Annotated in this window: 17 protein-coding genes; 9 read left to right on the forward strand and 8 right to left on the reverse strand. The window is 38.9% G+C overall.

Annotated elements, in window-relative coordinates:
* The first annotated feature begins 595 nt into the window (after positions 1 to 595).
* A complete protein-coding gene (locus PGP85_RS11495) occupies positions 596 to 916 on the forward strand; it encodes a transposase (RefSeq protein WP_122975126.1) in 321 nt (106 codons plus the stop codon).
* A gap of 236 nt (positions 917 to 1,152) precedes the next feature.
* Here the strand turns inward: PGP85_RS11495 and PGP85_RS11500 are convergent, their stop codons facing one another.
* Positions 1,153 to 2,553: an LPXTG cell wall anchor domain-containing protein gene (locus tag PGP85_RS11500; protein ID WP_270327568.1), complete on the reverse strand. Its 1,401-nt coding sequence runs from the start codon at positions 2,551 to 2,553 to the stop codon at positions 1,153 to 1,155.
* 1,552 nt (positions 2,554 to 4,105) lie between these two features.
* Between PGP85_RS11500 and PGP85_RS11505 the strand changes: the two genes are divergently transcribed.
* The 7 genes from PGP85_RS11505 (at position 4,106) to PGP85_RS11535 (ending at position 10,875) form a co-directional block, all read left to right on the forward strand.
* The gene (locus PGP85_RS11505) at positions 4,106 to 4,618 is read left to right on the forward strand and encodes a hypothetical protein (RefSeq protein ID WP_010745211.1); all 513 of its coding nucleotides are present in this window, start codon (positions 4,106 to 4,108) and stop codon (positions 4,616 to 4,618) included.
* Positions 4,593 to 5,624 (forward strand): replication initiation factor domain-containing protein, encoded by a 1,032-nt coding sequence (locus tag PGP85_RS11510; protein ID WP_016630571.1) that lies wholly within the window; start codon positions 4,593 to 4,595, stop codon positions 5,622 to 5,624. The genes PGP85_RS11505 and PGP85_RS11510 overlap by 26 nt, the downstream gene beginning before the upstream one ends.
* 14 nt (positions 5,625 to 5,638) lie before the next feature.
* Positions 5,639 to 5,845 carry a DUF3173 domain-containing protein gene (locus PGP85_RS11515; RefSeq protein WP_016630572.1) on the forward strand — a complete coding sequence of 69 codons (207 nt, stop codon included), beginning with the start codon at positions 5,639 to 5,641 and terminating at the stop codon, positions 5,843 to 5,845.
* Positions 5,838 to 7,055 (forward strand): tyrosine-type recombinase/integrase, encoded by a 1,218-nt coding sequence (locus PGP85_RS11520; protein WP_016630573.1) that lies wholly within the window; start codon positions 5,838 to 5,840, stop codon positions 7,053 to 7,055. Before PGP85_RS11515 ends, PGP85_RS11520 begins: the two co-directional genes overlap by 8 nt.
* Positions 7,056 to 7,792: 737 nt before the next feature.
* Positions 7,793 to 9,700 (forward strand): threonine--tRNA ligase, encoded by a 1,908-nt coding sequence (gene thrS, locus PGP85_RS11525; RefSeq protein ID WP_270327570.1) that lies wholly within the window; start codon positions 7,793 to 7,795, stop codon positions 9,698 to 9,700.
* A gap of 261 nt (positions 9,701 to 9,961) precedes the next feature.
* Positions 9,962 to 10,348 (forward strand): helix-turn-helix domain-containing protein, encoded by a 387-nt coding sequence (locus PGP85_RS11530; RefSeq protein ID WP_270327572.1) that lies wholly within the window; start codon positions 9,962 to 9,964, stop codon positions 10,346 to 10,348.
* Positions 10,349 to 10,383: 35 nt separating this feature from the next.
* Positions 10,384 to 10,875, forward strand: a complete 492-nt coding sequence (locus PGP85_RS11535) for an AraC family transcriptional regulator (RefSeq protein WP_270327574.1) — start codon at positions 10,384 to 10,386, stop codon at positions 10,873 to 10,875.
* Positions 10,876 to 10,926: 51 nt separating this feature from the next.
* On the opposite strand, the gene PGP85_RS11540 is transcribed toward PGP85_RS11535, so the two are convergent.
* Positions 10,927 to 11,787 carry a VOC family protein gene (locus PGP85_RS11540; RefSeq protein ID WP_270327576.1) on the reverse strand — a complete coding sequence of 287 codons (861 nt, stop codon included), beginning with the start codon at positions 11,785 to 11,787 and terminating at the stop codon, positions 10,927 to 10,929.
* 204 nt (positions 11,788 to 11,991) lie between these two features.
* Between PGP85_RS11540 and PGP85_RS11545 the strand changes: the two genes are divergently transcribed.
* On the forward strand, positions 11,992 to 12,879 hold the full coding sequence (locus tag PGP85_RS11545; protein WP_270327577.1) for a VOC family protein: 888 nt from the start codon (positions 11,992 to 11,994) through the stop codon (positions 12,877 to 12,879).
* A 54-nt stretch (positions 12,880 to 12,933) separates the two neighbouring features.
* Here the strand turns inward: PGP85_RS11545 and PGP85_RS11550 are convergent, their stop codons facing one another.
* The 6 genes from PGP85_RS11550 to PGP85_RS11575 all read right to left on the reverse strand — a co-directional run bounded on the left by PGP85_RS11550 (position 12,934) and on the right by PGP85_RS11575 (position 17,475).
* Positions 12,934 to 13,497, reverse strand: coding sequence for a helix-turn-helix domain-containing protein (locus PGP85_RS11550; protein ID WP_270327578.1), 564 nt, complete (start codon positions 13,495 to 13,497; stop codon positions 12,934 to 12,936).
* 163 nt (positions 13,498 to 13,660) lie between these two features.
* Positions 13,661 to 14,317, reverse strand: coding sequence for a TMEM175 family protein (locus tag PGP85_RS11555; RefSeq protein ID WP_270327579.1), 657 nt, complete (start codon positions 14,315 to 14,317; stop codon positions 13,661 to 13,663).
* A gap of 83 nt (positions 14,318 to 14,400) precedes the next feature.
* On the reverse strand, positions 14,401 to 15,156 hold the full coding sequence (locus tag PGP85_RS11560) for an SDR family NAD(P)-dependent oxidoreductase (RefSeq protein ID WP_270327580.1): 756 nt from the start codon (positions 15,154 to 15,156) through the stop codon (positions 14,401 to 14,403).
* A 255-nt stretch (positions 15,157 to 15,411) separates the two neighbouring features.
* On the reverse strand, positions 15,412 to 15,714 hold the full coding sequence (locus PGP85_RS11565; protein WP_270327582.1) for a hypothetical protein: 303 nt from the start codon (positions 15,712 to 15,714) through the stop codon (positions 15,412 to 15,414).
* 28 nt (positions 15,715 to 15,742) lie between these two features.
* On the reverse strand, positions 15,743 to 16,204 hold the full coding sequence (locus PGP85_RS11570) for an S-ribosylhomocysteine lyase (protein WP_270327584.1): 462 nt from the start codon (positions 16,202 to 16,204) through the stop codon (positions 15,743 to 15,745).
* A gap of 338 nt (positions 16,205 to 16,542) precedes the next feature.
* The gene (locus tag PGP85_RS11575; protein WP_270327587.1) at positions 16,543 to 17,475 is read right to left on the reverse strand and encodes a PLP-dependent cysteine synthase family protein; all 933 of its coding nucleotides are present in this window, start codon (positions 17,473 to 17,475) and stop codon (positions 16,543 to 16,545) included.
* Positions 17,476 to 17,872 lie beyond the last annotated feature (397 nt).

The raw sequence follows: 17,872 nt of genomic DNA on the forward strand, positions 1-17,872 counted from the left end.
ACCTCACTTGGTTGCAAAATGTTGATTTAACAGCTTTTTAGTTCACTTAGAATGGATAAAAAAGATCTATTTTGATTAGGTTCCCCGCCAAAATCCCGCCAGAGAACTCTGACGGGATTTTTAATTTAGGCTTTCTTTGGTGGAGGTTCCTGTCAAAAAAATCAAGCTAAAAAACATATTTTAGCCTTTGACACATTTTTTATTACACAAAAACATTCACATAACCACTTGAATATTAATTAGAATGTGGCTGAAAACTCTATCAAAATATTATATCCTCTAAAAAACAAATGGAGTGAAAGTCTCGATAACACCAACTCGATAATACGAACTTACCGATGAACAATGGGACCAGATGCACAGGCTCTTTCTAAGTTACCGAACAGGGTAACCTCCTAAGTTAGATAACCACACAGCCTTCAATGTACTTCTTTGAATCGCTCTGAGTGGTACAGTGCCGAAGGAGCGCTAGGGTTCTTGAAAAACGATCTATACTCACTTTTGTAATTGGCGTGACAGCGGAGTACTATTGACTATCTTTCAAGTTCTTCAGATCGAGCTAGGCTTTTAAAACATTAGTATCGATTCATCTTAAATAAAAGCGCATCAACATAGTGCCGGTGCTAAAAAACGCCGTACTAAGCGGAGTAAACCAACGCATAGATATTACCACGGTGGCAAAACAACCAAAATCCATAATTTGGTGCATGGACTAGAAAACCCTCTTGTCTTTCTTTTAACTGAAGGACAAACTCATGATGCAGTTTCAGCAATCAAGCTATTGAAAAACTTTGATCTTTCGAGGATCAACATTCTAGTCGACAAAGCATACGCCACGAAGGGTATTCACCTAAAGAGAACCCTAAGGAACCTTGGGATATCGATTGGAATCTTTAAAAGGAACGTCACCTTGTAGAATGTTTTTACAACAAGATCAAACATTTTCGTCGTATCGCTACACGATATGATAAGTTGGCAAAATCACTTTTGTCTTTTGTTTATGCGGAAGCTATTTTTAAATTGACTCAACAATAAGTTTCTAGACACACCCTAAATAGCCTCAAAAGTTGAACTGTAAATTTAACTTTTGAGGCTATTTAAATTTATATAACTTTTTTTGAAACATTGTGTGTAGAACAATCTAATCAGCAGTTATTTTAAACTATATTTTTTTCGTAAAATGGTTACTGAACCAAAACCTAATAAAATAATCCCTCCAATAACACTAAAAATAGTTGACTTACTTTCTCCTGTCTTAGGAAGAGTATCACCATTATGAGATTTAGTAGCTTTTACAGTATTTTTTTCTATTAAATTATTGTTCACTTTATTACTTAATGAGGTTATTCTAGTTTGATTTTCTGCTACGTTCATTTTACTTGGTGTTTCCGGTGTTTCCGGTGTTTCCGGTGTTTCCGGTGTTTCCGGTGTTTCCGGTGTTTCCGGATCAATTGGAATAGGACATACTTCGTTTTGCCAAATTATTGAAGGTTCTGTTTTAGAAGATTTTATATATTTTGAATCAGCATTCAATTCATCTGACTTCCAAGTTCCTATTACTCTTGCCGATGTTACTTTTAAGTCTTTACTAAAATCCTGCGGAACATCAAATGTTTTACTAAAAATCATACCAAAAGCACTGTAACCTACTATATTTCCAAAATTAATTGTAGCAACATTACCATTAAAAGAAATGTCTAGTGGAACTAAGTAATTAGTATATATATTGTTATTATTTGTTACAGCCGGATAGTATCGATTAATAACCCAGTCCGTTACATTTGTCACTGAGACATTATCATATGGCAAAGTTACAGTTAATACAGCATTATTAATTGCATAGTCTGTTGCAAATACAACTCTCCAATTTTGAGTTTTAGTAGCGTCGTTAGGACCGTTTTGCCAATGCTGAACTTCTAAATTACCTGGTCCATACAAATCTTCATCAGTATTAGAGCTATCAGTACTAGGGTGGTTGTTAGGATTTTTGACTTTTTCAAGATATCCATTGTTAGAATAATCATCTAAGTTAGTATCCATAACACTTTTTGCATTTAAATCAACTTCATCAGTATAAGACTTCGTTATTTTATCACCTATACATTCACCATTACCTCTTGGAATATTTTTTTCGATAATCTCATCAATTTTAGGAACATATCCATTAACCTCTTTGAAGTATGTTAATTTCCCATCATTATCCGTATCTTTATTGATATTGCTATCATTAGTAGGTTCTGAATTCATCTGAACATTCTCATATTTTTTTTCAGCATACGACTTCTGACTTATTTCATTAGAAGTTGCTGCTTCTGAAGTTGCTGCTTCTGAAGTTGCCGTTTCTAAAGTTGCCGTTTCTGAAGTTGCTGCTTCTGAAGTTGCCGTTTCTAAAGTTGCCGTTTCTGAAGTTGCCGTTTCTGAAGTTGCCGTTTCTGAAGTTGCCGTTTCTGAAGTTGCCGTTTCTGAAGCAAAAACTTGTGAAGAAAATAAATTACCTGACATAAGTGATATTAAAAGAACCGCACTGAAACACTGAACTCTTTTAACTTTCATTTTATCCATCCTTTCAAATTTTCTTCATTATATCATAAACCTGTACATCAATTCTAGCTTCCTTCTAGTTCTAAATAAAACGCATTTAGTTAACCCTCTTTTTCTCTTGAAACATTTCTAATGATTTTTTAGTTATGAATTATATTTTGCTTGTATAGACGTAATCTATTCATTTCAACCTGTAAGAAAGCCTTTTATAAATATTAATAAAATACTCATTATTTTTCACTAATGTTTGACTTGCTTCTTTTGCCGTAATCAATTGTGATAAGTTATTGTTGAAATTATCAGGAAAGATAAGCGTACCGCCAAATTTCGATAGTTAAATTTATTCAGAATTTCATACTTATTATTTCCATAATCCTAGGATAGGTGTTTCTTTCGATACTATTTTTTCTTTTAAATTTTGCATGATTTTCTTTAGGATACGGCTGAAAACTCTATCAAAATATGATATTCTCTGAAAAAAATGGAATGAAAGTTTCGATAACACCAACTCGACGATACGAACTTACCGATGAATAATGGGGCCAGATGCATGGGCTCTTTCTAAGCTACCGAACAGAGTAACCTCCTAATGCAATCTGTAACTCTTCCCTATCGTTTTTTGTAGATTAGCTAGTGTCATCTGATGCTTTGTAAAAACATCACAATTATTTTTAATCTGAAGGTGACGAATGAAAATTGTTCCTTCAGTATCAATTGCAACCAATCTGTGTTTATACTTTGTGACATCAATTCCAACATATATCATCGATCTGCACTCCTCTTTGCTTAAAATTACACTATGTTTCACTTACTCTTTTCCTGTGTAACCTTGTGATCACTCAAGCGTCATGAACGTATATCATACACTAACAAACTTATTACCCATTAGACGGCCAGAGTCTAAACAAAACAGTAATCCAGTAAATTCTGGTGGATATCATACTAGTCCACAGTGCTTAACTCAATTATAGTTAAAATAACTTCAGATTAGAATAGAACAACTGAACAATTGAGTACCTTAAATATACAAAAATTGTTATCATTTAGTCACTTCTTTAGACAAAATACTATCGCGTTAGTAACACGGGGGTACCAAACTCATTGAAAATCCCTTTGAGGGTTGCTACGAAAGGCTTCACGAGCACTCTTTAAAGATTTGTTTTTTGTCAAAATTAACTAAATAGTAAACCAAAAGACGTGTGAACGAACCGGCTTTCAGCGGAAGAGCCGAGTTCGTTTACACGTCTTTTTTGTGTTTTCTCAAAAATGAAACTTTTCCGAAATGAGTTGATTGAGATTCAAATAGTTTAAGAATCTCTTACAAGTTAAATTAATTACCTGTGGTTTCGAAAAATTCCTCTACTCAGATTGTAGTAGTAATGGAAGGGTAATCACCCACAAAGAAAATTATGAGAATTTCCACATTTTAGGGACATTGTGACAATTCAAATTGTTCTTATTAGTGAAAGGATGGAAAAAACGTGTGCTTAATTCGCGCCCCTACTCTATTTTGTTTCAACCAACTGAAATAAAAAACTAAATTAAAACCAAAGGAGAAATACACATGTCAAAAAAATTAATGATTCAAAAAGAAACTAGTATCTCACTCAATGATTCAGAAACAATCAATCTGGCTAGTCTACGTTTCGACCTCAAACAATTCAAACTCCCTCAACGTTTTGTTGTAGCCAAAAGCGATATTCAAATGCGGATGGAACGTGAACAAAACCACGTTGGCGAACGTGTGGAAACCGGGTTAATGACACTCACCTTCAAAGTCTATGATCGGGCTTTTGTCGAACTGGTTCTAAATAACGGCGGAACAGAACTGGGCTCCCCGATAACGATTGTGGTTGAGCATCAAGAAGAATTACCAATTTTAGATAACTATGAGGACGGCGAATTAATTCCCATTCGCTTTAATGGCTTAAATATCTATCCCCGAAAAATTCAGAAAAAGTCATTTGTGGGAGAAGGTCAGCCGATGATTGATACGTGGCAATTTGCAGCGTTGAAAATCAGCGCCGATTCCTATCAACTAGGAGAAGTAAATGAACCAAATACTCCGGCAAAGTAATGAATGTCTGATTGATTTTCTACGCTTTTCATTACCGGATGCTTCAATGGAAAAAGTTGCGGACCTATTGGGAATTTCCCTTTCAGACTTCACTTCGGAAAAGAAAGGGAGTCCTTTTCCCACTTATGATTCTCACTATTCCTTTGCAGATATTATCATTCACCAAAGTGACCACCACAACAATCTGTTAGTAAACTTATCTGGTCAAGGTTGTCGCCAATATGAAGAATATATGTCTAGTGTGGAAGGTTGGCATTGGCAGAAGTTCTTAGTCACCATTCTAAAAGCCAAAGGAACCGTTACTCGTGTCGACTTGGCAATGGATTTATTTGATGGCTCCTCTCCTCCTGTGGCTATGCTTCAAAAATACGTGAAGAATGGCCAACTTAGCTCTCAAATTCGCTACTTTCGAGAAGTGAACAGCGGGCAATTACAGAAAGGTGTTCTGACTGGTCATACCCTCTATATTGGCGCTCAACCTCAACTACTGCGGATTTATGATAAAAAGCAAGAAATCCGCGATAAAACGGGTGAAATCGCCCAAGTCAACGAATGGGTCCGCTGGGAATTGGAATTAACCGATCATAAGGCTCGGCAAGCCGTAGAAAAGATTGCAAAGGGAACGCCACTAAACACGGTAATCCGTGGCATTTTTGCTTCCCATTACAGCTTCAAGACCAAACCCAAAGGACCCGTCAATTATCACAACAAAGCTCGCTGGCCGAATATGAAGTGGTGGGACAAATTTGTGGGAAGCATTCCAAAAATCCCCTTACGCGTGGTTCGTGAAAAACCAACTTTTTCCAAAAAGAAATCATGGCTAGAAAATGCCACCTCGAAATCTCTCGCCATGGTCTATGAAGCTTTTCTTCAAGCCTATGGATCTGATCAAGCAGAAGTCTATTTGAGAGAATTATTAGCCAAAGGAAAAGAGAAATTTACGGAAACAGATCAGACCTTTATCGAACAAAAAATACTGGAATTGGAGAATGAAGATTCTTACTAAAGGACGTGAAATTGATGGCACCATTTATCGATAAAAATGAACTAATGGAACAGGGATATCCGAAACATACGGCACAAAATATCATTAGACAATCAAAAGAAATCATGGTACAACGAGGATATCCATTCTATATGAACAAGCGCGTTGGACGTGTGCCAAAAGAAGTTGTTGAATCAATTCTAGGTTGTGAACTAGAGTCGGAGGAAAATAGCAATGGCTAAAACGAAGTATGCAGGAGTTTATGTAGATAAAGAAAATCAGTTTTACTATGAAACAGAGCTAGGTACCGATCGTATAACAGGAAAAAGACTGCGTAAAAAAGGCAGAACGGACCAATCTGGAAAAAAGTTCACGACTGCCCATGCAGCCTACAAAGAATTGATTAGGATAAAGAGAGAATATCATCAAGTCCAAAAATATGCAAACTACCATCTAACCTATGGTGAGTTCATGGATAAGGTCTATATCCCGGCATACAAAACAGATGTTGAAGAAAGTACTTTTTCAGTCCGAAAAAAGACCTTAGAAAATATTCGTGACCGCTTTTCAGACAAACCTTTACGCGAAATCAACATGGAAGATGTACAATCCTATCGAACCTGGCTACTAACTGAAAAGAATTCAGGTGGTGCAGATTATTCACAAAGCTATGCTAGTCTGATTTTCAGTATGTTCAGAAAAAGCTTAGATATGGCTGTGACTATGCAATATCTTGAGAGTAATATTTCAAAACGTGTGAAGGCTATCCCAAAAGGAAAATGCAATGTTGCTTATTGGACAAAAGATGAATTCGAAAAAGTGATTGCAACTATTTGCATCGATGATTTTTACGAGCATTTGTGTTTTGTCATGCTATGGGTGTATTACATGACAGGAGTGCGTGTAAATGAAGGCACGGCTTTGTGGTGGGATGACATTGATTTTAGGAACAAACGTCTTAGAGTCCACCATATGCTAGTTACACGAAGTCGCACAGATTGGGATCGTAATGATTACACGAAGACAGATGATGGCAAGCGCACAATTGTCTTAGATGATGATACTCTTGCAATTCTATCAGCTTGGAAAAAGCGCCAAAGCCAAGTAGGGATTCATGATTTTGTCTTCTCGTATGATGGATTTCCAATGATTAAGTCCACTATTGGAAGAATCATTAAGCGTTATGCAAACTTTGCCGGTGTTCACAAAATCCAAGCAAAGGGATTACGGCATTCTCATGCTTCATTCCTAATCAATGAGTTCAATGTTTCAGTACTAGTCCTTTCCAAACGAATGGGTCATTCAAGCCCAGAAATCACACTAAAGCATTATTCACATATGTGGTCAGGTGCAGATGAAGGTATCGCAAAGGAAATGTCCGGTAGCATCAAGATTCAAACTGCTAAAAAGACAAAGATTGCATTTAACGGGAATCAAACCATAAAAAAATAAGAATAATCTAGTTTCCCGCCAGAATCCCCGCCAAGAAGTATACAAAGTGCTTGAAATAATGATTTAACAGTGTTTCAAGTTCACCTGTGACATTGGAGTGGGAATAGATTAAAAAATCAAATTGAGTGTAGACATATTTTGTTGCGATAAACACTTAAATGCAATGAACCCCACCAAGAATTTTTTTGGTGGGGTTCATTTGTTTATTTTAGTGGTGCTTTTTCTATTCGGAAAAGCTAAGAATTTACGATATTCCTTCCTAATTGGAACCAGAGATTACCCTCTCAGACTGCTACATGTCAATTTTCTTTTAACCCAACGTGATATACTGTATTTCACATTTTTCAAAAAGCGTCTAAGGTTTTCCTGAAATTTTTTTGAAATAATAATTTAGTATTTGCTTGACTTTTCATTTTTAGGGGAGTAATCTAGCAACAATCAATCGAACAACAAAAAGCAAAGATAAGGACATGATTCCATTAGTATCGACTTTCAGAGAGTGAAGCCTTGGCTGCGAGCTTCTAGTGAGATTTTTTGGAATTACTACCTTTGAGAAATCAGCAAAAAACTGATCGCACGATATACGTTATAATATCGCAATGAGCCAAGAAAATACGTAAGATAGATGTGTTTCTTGGGAACATGGGTGGTAACACGTTAACTAAACACGTCCCTTTTTAGGGGCGTGTTTTTTTATATATTTTTTTAACTAAAATAGAGAATGGAGTTGAACAAGTATGTCAAACAATGAAGTTGAAATCGTATTTCCAAATGGAAGCAAAAAAATGGTGGTGGCAGGAACTACATTGTATGAAGTAGCAAAAGAAATAGATGCTGATGCAGTCATTGGAAGTATTGACGGTACTTTGTCAGACTTGCTTTCTCAAATTGATAAACCCAGTCACGTTGCGTTCTATGGAAAAGATAGCCAAGAAGGTCTAGCAGCAATACGCAGGAGTATCGGTTTGGTTTTCAGTCAGGCGATCAAAGAACGTTATAAAAAAGTGTCCATTTCTGAAATACAGCTCGACGAAAATGGCTTTTTTGTCGATATGCGTCTAGATCAATCACTGAGTATTTTAGAATTTAAAGAGATCGAACAAGGCATGAAGAAAATTCAAAAAAACAGCGGACTGATCAAAAAACAGGAAGTGATTGTTCGTGAAGCTAAGGAGATTTTTGCAGACAACGACTTACAAGTAGAACTCTTGAATGCTCTACCAGCAGACGATCAAGTAGCTATTTACCAACTGGGAGACGTGTTCACTTTTTCAAAAGAACCATTTGCACTAGATGTACATCACATAAAGGACTTCAAGCTGTTAAAAGTTTCCGGCGCTTACTGGCAAGGAAATTCAGACAACGAGATGTTGCAGCGAGTGAATGGTGCAGTATTTTCTTCTAAGGAAGATCTAGCTGAATATCTGCATTTCTTAGATGAATCCGAAAAACGCAGTCATCAAAAATTAGGAAAAGAATTGAAGCTGTTTATGTTTTCCGAAGAGGCTCCTGGGATGCCCTTCTATCTATCGAATGGACAAACTGTTCGCAACGAGTTAGAGAAATTCTTGCGGGAATTGCAAACAAGATATGATTACGATGAGGTCAAGACTCCTTTAATAATGAATGAGCGCTTATGGAGACGTTCCGGACATTGGGATCATTATAAGGACAATATGTACTTTACGAAAGTGGATGATCAAGATTACGCGTTGAAGCCAATGAATTGCCCTGGTCACTGCATGATTTATAAAGATGCGGTTCGTTCATATCGTGATTTACCGATTCGAATGGCAGAATTTGGTCAAGTTCATCGCCATGAATTCAGCAGTGCGTTAAATGGTTTGCTTCGAGTTCGTACATTCTGCCAAGATGATGCGCATATCTTCGTTAGTCCCGATCAAATTAAATCCGAAATTTCATTGGCATTAAAAATAATCGATGAAGTTTATAAGGTCTTTGGATTTGAATATTCGGTTGAATTGTCTACTCGTCCCGATGATTTCATGGGAGAGATCGCAATGTGGGATAAAGCGGAAGATTCATTGAAAGAAGTCTTAGACAGCTTGGGCTATAAATACGCGATCAATGAAGGCGACGGTGCTTTCTACGGTCCTAAAATCGATATCCATATCAAGGACGCGTTAAATCGCAGCCATCAATGCGCAACTGTTCAATTGGATTTCCAAATGCCAGAAAAATTCGACCTAAGTTTCATTGATCAAAACAATGAAAAACAACGTCCAGTTATGATTCACCGTGCGGTATTCGGTTCTTTAGATCGTTTCTTTGGTATCTTAATTGAACATTATGCCGGAGCGTTTCCTGTTTGGTTAGCACCAAAACAAGTAGAATTATTATCCGTCGCAGAGAAGCACGGAGACTATGTCGATTCGCTTTATCATGAATTTCAAGAAAAAGGAATTCGAGTATCAAAGGATGTCCGTAATGAAAAATTAGGCAAAAAAATCCGTGAAGCCGAACTACGAAAAGCTCCATATATCTTAGTCATAGGCGATCATGAAATGGATGGAAACGAGTTCTCTGTTAGAAAACGCGGTTCACAACAAATCCAAAAAATGAGCAAAGAAGCCTTCTTCGACCTAGTTGGCAAACAGATAGCTGAAAAAGTGCATAATTTTTAGAGTCTAGCAACAATACAATAGATAATATGTTCGGATTCGACTGAAGAATCTGCCAAGAAAACTCTTGGCAGATTTTTTAGTTATCTAAAGGAAAAAAGAAGTTCTGCTCTTTTTTAGTTTTCGTCTCCCCTCTAACAAAGTATTATTCTTAAAAATTTAGACTTTAGACTTGAATAATTGGCTAGAATACGAAAATATGATTATAGAAAACTTTCCGCGCTCTATGATAGAACCAGGAGAAATCTACAGGAGGTGAGCTTTTTGGGTACCGCGAAAGAGTCATCTAAACAAAGCTATCAGCGTTTAATCAACAAAACCGAGGACTACATCGAGCAGCATCTTGCAGATCCTATATCTTTAAGCGACTTAGCAAAAAATGCTCACTTTTCAGAGTTTCATTTCCATCGGATCTTTAAAAAATATTCTTCAGAGACGTTGAAGGAATTTGTGACAAGATTTAAGTTGGAACGTGCCGCGATCTTTTTATGTGTCACGTCTTCCCTTTCGTTAACCGAGATTGCTTTAAATTATGGTTATACTGATGCGAGTTCTTTTAGTCGCGCGTTTAGAAAGCACTTCGGTCTTAGTCCTTCGAAGTATCGGAAACAGCAAGAAATGACAAGAAACTTTAAAAGGGACATGGAATAATAGAGTCATTCTTAAAGAAGACGGAGGACGTACCAATGATTGAGCCTAAGAGTATTACAACAGAAAATTTGGAAGACTTGAGAATCATCTATATTCGTTTTAGAGGAAGCTATGCAGCATTTAGGAAACAGAGTCGAAAGCTGTTCAACGAACTGTTTGAATTTGCGACAAAGAATGATCTCATCGTCGAAAATGAAACTAAGATGTTAACCATTTACGATGATAATCCATTTATTACGGATGATAAGAATTTGCGCACCAGTGTCGCAATGACTATTCCAAATGATCGACCCGTACAAGAAACTGGCAACATCTGCCTGTCTAGTATTTCAGGAAGATTTGGCGTTGGTCACTTTGAACTATCTGCGAAAGAGTACGGAGATGCTTGGCAGTATATGTATCAAGAATGGCTCTTTAAGGATGATCAGAAAGCGCGCGATGCCGTGCCTTTTGAATTATTCGTTACTGAGCCGCCGAAAAATTTCAAAGACAAAAGCCTCACCGACATTTATATTCCAATAAACTGAAAGGTTCTTTCATCAAAAACCCTGCTAAAAAAATCTTAGCGGGGTTCGTTATTAGTTAAAAAACTTCATCGTAATCCCATTCGGATCAACGACTATCAAGCTGCCATCTTCGGCCTTGGTGTAATCTATCTGTGTTTCCCAATGCTTTTCTAGACGGTCCAGCTCTGCTTGATTTGGTACGGAGAAGCTGAAATAATCCAATCCTAAATCATTTTCTGTCATCGCAGGAATATTTTTTCCTAACCAGACATTGGACCCGATATGGTGATGGTAATCGCCGGTGGCGAAAAATTTGGCTTGATCGCCAAAATTATTTTTCAAAGACAGGCCTAAAACTTCTGTAAAAAATTCCTCTGTTTGCATCAGATCAGCTACTTTTAAGTGGACGTGACCAACAGTCGTTCCCATCGGAAATCCAGTCCACACGCCATCACCAGCAGCGATCACAGCCTCGGCATCCATCTCTAGTGTCACGCCAACGATCTCACCATCTGCACGGATGTCCCACTCACTTTGGGGCTTATCACGGTATACTTCGATGCCATTGCCTTCTGGATCATTTAAATACAGCGCTTCGCTATATCCATGATCACTGGCACCGATCAAGGGAGCTTCAACCTGTAAATAATGGAGCAACGCATTGCCTAAATCTTTTCGACTAGGCAACAGAAAAGCCACATGAAACAACCCTGTTTTTGGTGTTATAGGTAAAGGATTCTGCACTTTATTCAATTCCAATAATACCGTATCCCCAATACCTAGAATACTTTGGGTTGCGCCTTGCTCTAAAACTTGTAACCCAATCACTTCTTGGTAAAAATTGGTCATCTTTTCTAAATTCGCTACTTTCAAAGCTACCTGTCCAATGTGAGCGGCGGCATTTAATTGAAATGCGGGAATAATAACTGTCATGGTAAAACCTCCTGAATGATCTCGATTAATTAATCTCACTATATTACCTTACTATTTGTAAGTAAAATTCCCTGCTTATCTTTTACTGGAATTCTGATTAAATGCTATCGCTTGTTTAATCTATTTTTCGAAAAAGTCACTTAACTTGTCTAAAAAACAATTCTCTCTTATACTTATCAAAAGTAAGTAAAAGAAGGTGCACTCATGGCAGCATTTCACCACATTTCATTATTAACCAAAGATCGGCATGAAAATGTCCGTTTTTATACAGAGATTTTGGGTCTGCGTTTTGTTAAGAATTCGGTCAATCAAGAAAATCATCGGATGCTTCATTACTATTATGGAGATTATCAGGGATCGCCAGGCAGTGTCGTGACTTTTTTTATGGTGCCCTATTTAGGGAATCGCTATGACAACCAGCAGTTTATCTCGACGATCGGTCTGAAGCTTCCGCAGGATAGTTTGGCTTATTGGCAAGATCGCTTAGATCACTATGACATTTCTTATACCACGAATGATCGGCAGTTGCGCTTCTATGATTCAGATCAAGTATCAGTTGTTTTGACTGAGACGGATCTGCCGCCATTGCCATTGGAGCAGCAAATCAAAAATGAGATTCCAGCGGAGAAGCAGATTTTAGGCTTGAACTCTAGTCAGATCCACGTTGGCGATCCAGCTGCGACCAGTGAATTTTTTGAAAAACTTCTCGGCTGGACTACGGTGGATCAGCGTATTCAATTGAATGCGACGGACTTTCTTGATATTTTGCCGACGAAATCAGAGGAAGATAGTCGGATGGGACGAGGCAGTGTGGATCACATTGCGTTTGCTGTTGATAATGATGCAGAGCTGGAAAAGCTGCATCAAAGAGCGAAAGAACAAGGTTGGAACATCGAAAAGCTGGTTTCGCGCGGTTACTTTAAGAGTCTCTACATTCGCGAACCTGGCGGGAATCGGATGGAGTTCGCCACTCTTACACCCGGCTTTACGATCGATGAACCTTTAGAAAGTTTAGGCGAAAGCTTTGCCCTGCCGCCATTCTTGGCTGATCAACGGGCGGAGATCGAAGCCCAGCTTTATCCAGAAAGTTAAACACAAAAGACTTTGCAAACTTGCTTTGAAGCGGCTTCGCAAAGTCTTTTTATGTTATCCAAGAAAAATCAGTACTTCGATGGCAACAAAAATCCCAATCAGCAAGACTTTTCCTAATGGATGATAGGGATTGATCGCCCAGCCGACCCCAAAGGATTTCGGAATGATCAATGGTGCATATTTTCCGCTGACCTTATCATCTTTTGGGATGACTACAAAGAAGCGTATGATCGAAAAGCTGAACACGATGCCTACGATCAGCATCCCCCATAGCTTCTGATTCGGTAAATCCGGTGCCCGACTCACTATAAAAGCGAACAGAACCGTCAGCGAAAGCAGGACTATAAACACCCCATCAAAAATTTTTCTTCGGTTGGTTCGTTTAACAAGTTCTGCATCCTTCTTCATCTTGTCCATGAATCGTTCATCTCCCTTCAACAAATCGTCCAAGGAAATGTTGTAGTAATCGCTGATCGAAAGAATCATCGGAATATCCGGGAAATTTCTCCCTACCTCCCAATTCGAGATCGTCTGTCGTGAGACGTGCAGATGGTCCGCGACCTCCTGTTGGGTCAATCCTAATGACATTCGTTGGGCTTTTAATTTTTCTCCTAGCAATTGAACATTCCCCCTAAATCAAAACTACTTGTTGAAAAGATAAGTTACAAGCAACGTACCAAAGCACCGTCAAAAAGACAAGCTAGATTTACAAGCATCGTTGATTTAACAGCGATACTTGCGGTTAAAAAGCTGTTGCTGTTTTGATTAGTATAACAAGAAATCATTTTATCTCTTGTTCTCTTAAGAGTTCTTTTTGAATCGCTAGAAGCTCTTTGATCCTCTTTTCCTCTGTCAGTTTTCTTTTTACCTTCATTGCTTCTGTGACCTTTTTATTGGGCAGCACCCACATTAAAGGGACGATGGAACCAATGTAGATGAACAAGATCGGAAAGAAAAAGGTCCCGATAATTACCAACACATTGACGGCCAATGCCGCATATATTTTTCTGTCTTTTCCCCATACGGAATAAAAGAGCGTGCCTTCTCTATGGATACTTAATAGGGACATGAAGATTAAATAATACCCAAAATTAAAAATAAAGAACTCAAAAGCGAAAAAAACAGACGGAAATCGTTCTCCCCAGTGATCCCCTAACCAAGAGGCAGCGAAGGGATTAAGTGTGATACCAAAAATCATAAAGACATTTGCCCAAAGGACTTTAAAATCCACATGTTCTGCCAACCTGAATAACTGGTGGTGACTGACCCATGTGACAGCCAATATGAAGAAGCTGACCGTATAAACGAAAAATTTGTCTTCCATCCCCGCTAACGCATGAAGACTGCCGCTGGCTGGCGCATTTAAATCTAAAACCAACAGTGTCATGACAATCGCGATACACGCATCATAAAATGCTTCTACCCTCGATTTTGACATCAGCGTTCCTCCTTTCAAAATAAAAATGACGCATAGCAATTGGAATGGTCCGCCCAATCACTACGCGTCTTACGAATGATTTTCTAAATCTGAGATAGACCGCCATCCATTACTAGATCTGTTCCTGTAATGTAGCTTGAATTGTCACTCAATAGGAACAATGCTCCCTGAGCGATTTCATTCGTCTCGCCGATACGGCCTAGAGGAATCTTATTCGTGATAATGTCTTTTAACCCTTCATCGACTTCACCCGTCTCAACGTTAGATGTCATCGATGTCCGTGTAACCCCCGGACTTAGCGTATTCACCCGAACACCTTTGTCCAAAACGATCTTCTCTCCCCCGATACTGCGGGCTAGACTGCGGATTCCCGCTTTCGTCGCTAGATATAATGGGGTTCCGGGATGACCCAGCGCTTGCGCGGCGGATGAAGTCATCACGATCGAACTACGAGGATTCATCAACGGAAGCAATTTTTGAATTAGAAAGAACGGTGCTTTTATATTTACATTAAATAATTTATCAAAATCAGCAGGTTCAACATCCGAAAGCTCAGGCGATTCGTAAATACCCGCATTCGCAAAGATGCCGTCGATGGTGAGGTTCCGCTCACCCAATTTATCTCCGATGGTCAAAAGCTCTTCGGTATTTTCCATATCCATAAGTACCGTCTGAATTTGTTTAGCAAACTGCGGAAAATCAGCAACCAACTGTTGAAGTTTCTTTTCGCTGCGTCCGATGACGACCACATTCGCGCCATTTTCTAAAAACAATTTAACAGAATCATACCCGATCCCACTTGTTCCTCCAGTAACAACGATAGTCTTATTGCTTAGCATACTGCTCACTCCAATGTAGATCATATTTTTGAAACGAGAGAATAATAACATAGGTTATCCTTCGCGCAAAACGAAATGCTTCTGATTTATCTGTCTAAAATGCCAGCTTTGCGTATGCGCTTTTTTATATCTAAATAACGAAAAACAACTCCTATTGGTTGATGATTTTTTGCATCAAAATCAAGAAATACAAAAAAAGCCAACTTGAAAAAAACAAGTCAGCCTGCATTCTATTCATCATTTTCTGTTCAAGAACTATAGTACATCGAAAATTTCCACGCTTACTTCCTCGTGTTTATTCTCTGGTGAGAACCAAATCTCGTTCCATTTCGCCAGACTCCGCTCAAACCTAGTTCTTTCTTCATAATCCTCACGGGAATGATAGTAAATATCTAAAACAATATATACATCTTCGCCGTCGATTCTTTGAAACATCTCGATTTTATCATTGGTAACCTCTGACTGAAATTCCGGTTCGCTTGCTGACTGAGCAAACTTATCCATCAATTCAGCGAGATCTTCTTTTTTCGTTTTATACGTGAACACTACTTTAATCATAATAGCCCTCTCTCAATCCATTCGATTCTTAATCGGCAAAAACAATACTCCATTCATCGCGGTCAGCTAAAAATTCTGCCGCCAATGCTTGTGCGCCCTCTAAAGTATGACTCGCTGCCCAGCCGCATTGGATCGGATTACTTGCGGGAACCTCGGTGGCGGTCAACACATCTTTCATGGTCAACTCTACCACATCCATGATTTCAGCGATATTATCATGATTTAAAACCGTTAAGTAAAAACCTGTTTGGCAGCCCATCGGCGACCAGTCCACCACATAATCCGCATGGTTACGGATCAATTCAGCCGTTAAATGTTCTAAAGAGTGCAACGGTGCCATTTCCATATGTGCTTGATTCGGTTGCTTTAAGCGAACATCGTATTTCACGATCAAGTCTCCGTTCGCCCCGGTCTTTCTATCAGCTACTCGAATATAAGGTGCTTTCACCTTCGTGTGGTCCAAATTAAAACTCTCAACGTTCATTTTCATCTATACAACCTCCAGATTTTTTGCGTCCACGATCCAAACAAAGCCATTCATCTAGTGATACCTTATTTGAAAGTCCTTCGCGCTACCTATTCTATTAACTCAGTTATCAGGGATATCTTCCTAACAATAATCAATCCAAGCAAATTCACTCTGCGAATAGTTCCTTTCTTTCTAGCTATCCACTTCAGTCATAAAAGCTGGCATTTCCGTCAAACACTCACACCTCCCAAACCTGCTGTTCACCGAACAGTTCGCTCTTTGCCAAGTCATAATGTCCATGACTTAGCAAATCTGAAAAATAGACAGCGACACTTGCTGATTCGCTTCTAAATCTCAGCTCAATACTCTTCCCGCGAATAAATATCCTTTGATAAGTAGCGATCACCCGCATCGGGAAAAATCGTTACGACCCGACTTCCGACCGGCAGCTTCACAACCTCCGCTAGTGCGGCCACCATCGCAGCGCCTGACGAACTGCCGATCAAAGTCCCATGTTCCCGAGCCAGTTTCCGAGTCATAGCAAATCCATCCCCATCACTGATCGTAGCGAATCCGCTAATCGGCAAGCCTTCAAGAAATGCGGGAATAAACTCGACACCGATCCCTTCGATCTCATGACCATGACTCTCACCACCATTAAGGATCGAGCCTTCAGGTTCCACGCCAATCAAGCGAATAGAAGGATCACGTTCCAACAGATAACGAGCGACACCGCTGAAAGTTCCGCCGCTGCCGATTCCTGCAACAAAACTTGTGATATCTCCTCCAAGATCCTCCATTAACTCAGGTGCCAATGACTGATAATAAGCCGCTGGATTGGCAGGATTTTCAAACTGCAAAGGCAAATAGCTGTCAGAAATTTCAGCATGAAGCCTTTTCGCCTCAGCAATCGCACCGCTGATGCCCTCAGATGTTGGTGTGTGTACGATCTTCGCTCCTAGAGCTGTCATCAATGCCTGCTTCTCCAAACTAAACTTTTCCGGTACCACAAAAATAGTCGACAGCCCAGCTTCTAATGCGGCCAAAGCAACACCGATCCCTGTATTGCCAGCAGTCGGTTCAATAATGGTTGTCCCCTCTTTGATCTTGCCCTGAGCCATCCCTTCCTTAATCAAGTAAGTTCCTAAACGATCTTTGATACTGCCTCCCGGATTCAAATATTCCAGCTTGGCGTAAATCGCTGAACCCTCGGGAATTTCCGTAAAATGGTGATGAGTAAAACGCAGCATCGGTGTATGCCCAATGGCCGCCTGAATAGAATCAATGATCATAGTTACGCTCCTCATACGAAAGAATTTATATTTTGAAAAACAAAAAAAGGCGCTGACTATTAATCAGCACCTTGAGATTCCGCTATATCAATACCAAAAATCCCTAAAACTAGGGTATACAGGTATCAAAAACAATCGAAATTTGGGCAGTTAATAGACATGACAAAACGGTATGCTGCTTTTTAGCACCATACAATAACAGCAAGATTCAGTTGAAAATAGTTTGCTGAATGTCATGACTATACCTCCAAAAAATTTTAGAACTAGTACAATGTTTAAAAAAAATTACCATAGATAAAATTCACTGTCAAAGGAAAGACTCCTTGGCATTTGAATAAGAGATAGATCGACATATCGCGATTACGAGAAAAAATGGAAAATTGAATTCCTATTTTTT

The organism is Enterococcus malodoratus (genome assembly GCF_027659535.1).
In the GTDB taxonomy this organism is placed as follows: domain Bacteria; phylum Bacillota; class Bacilli; order Lactobacillales; family Enterococcaceae; genus Enterococcus_A; species Enterococcus_A malodoratus.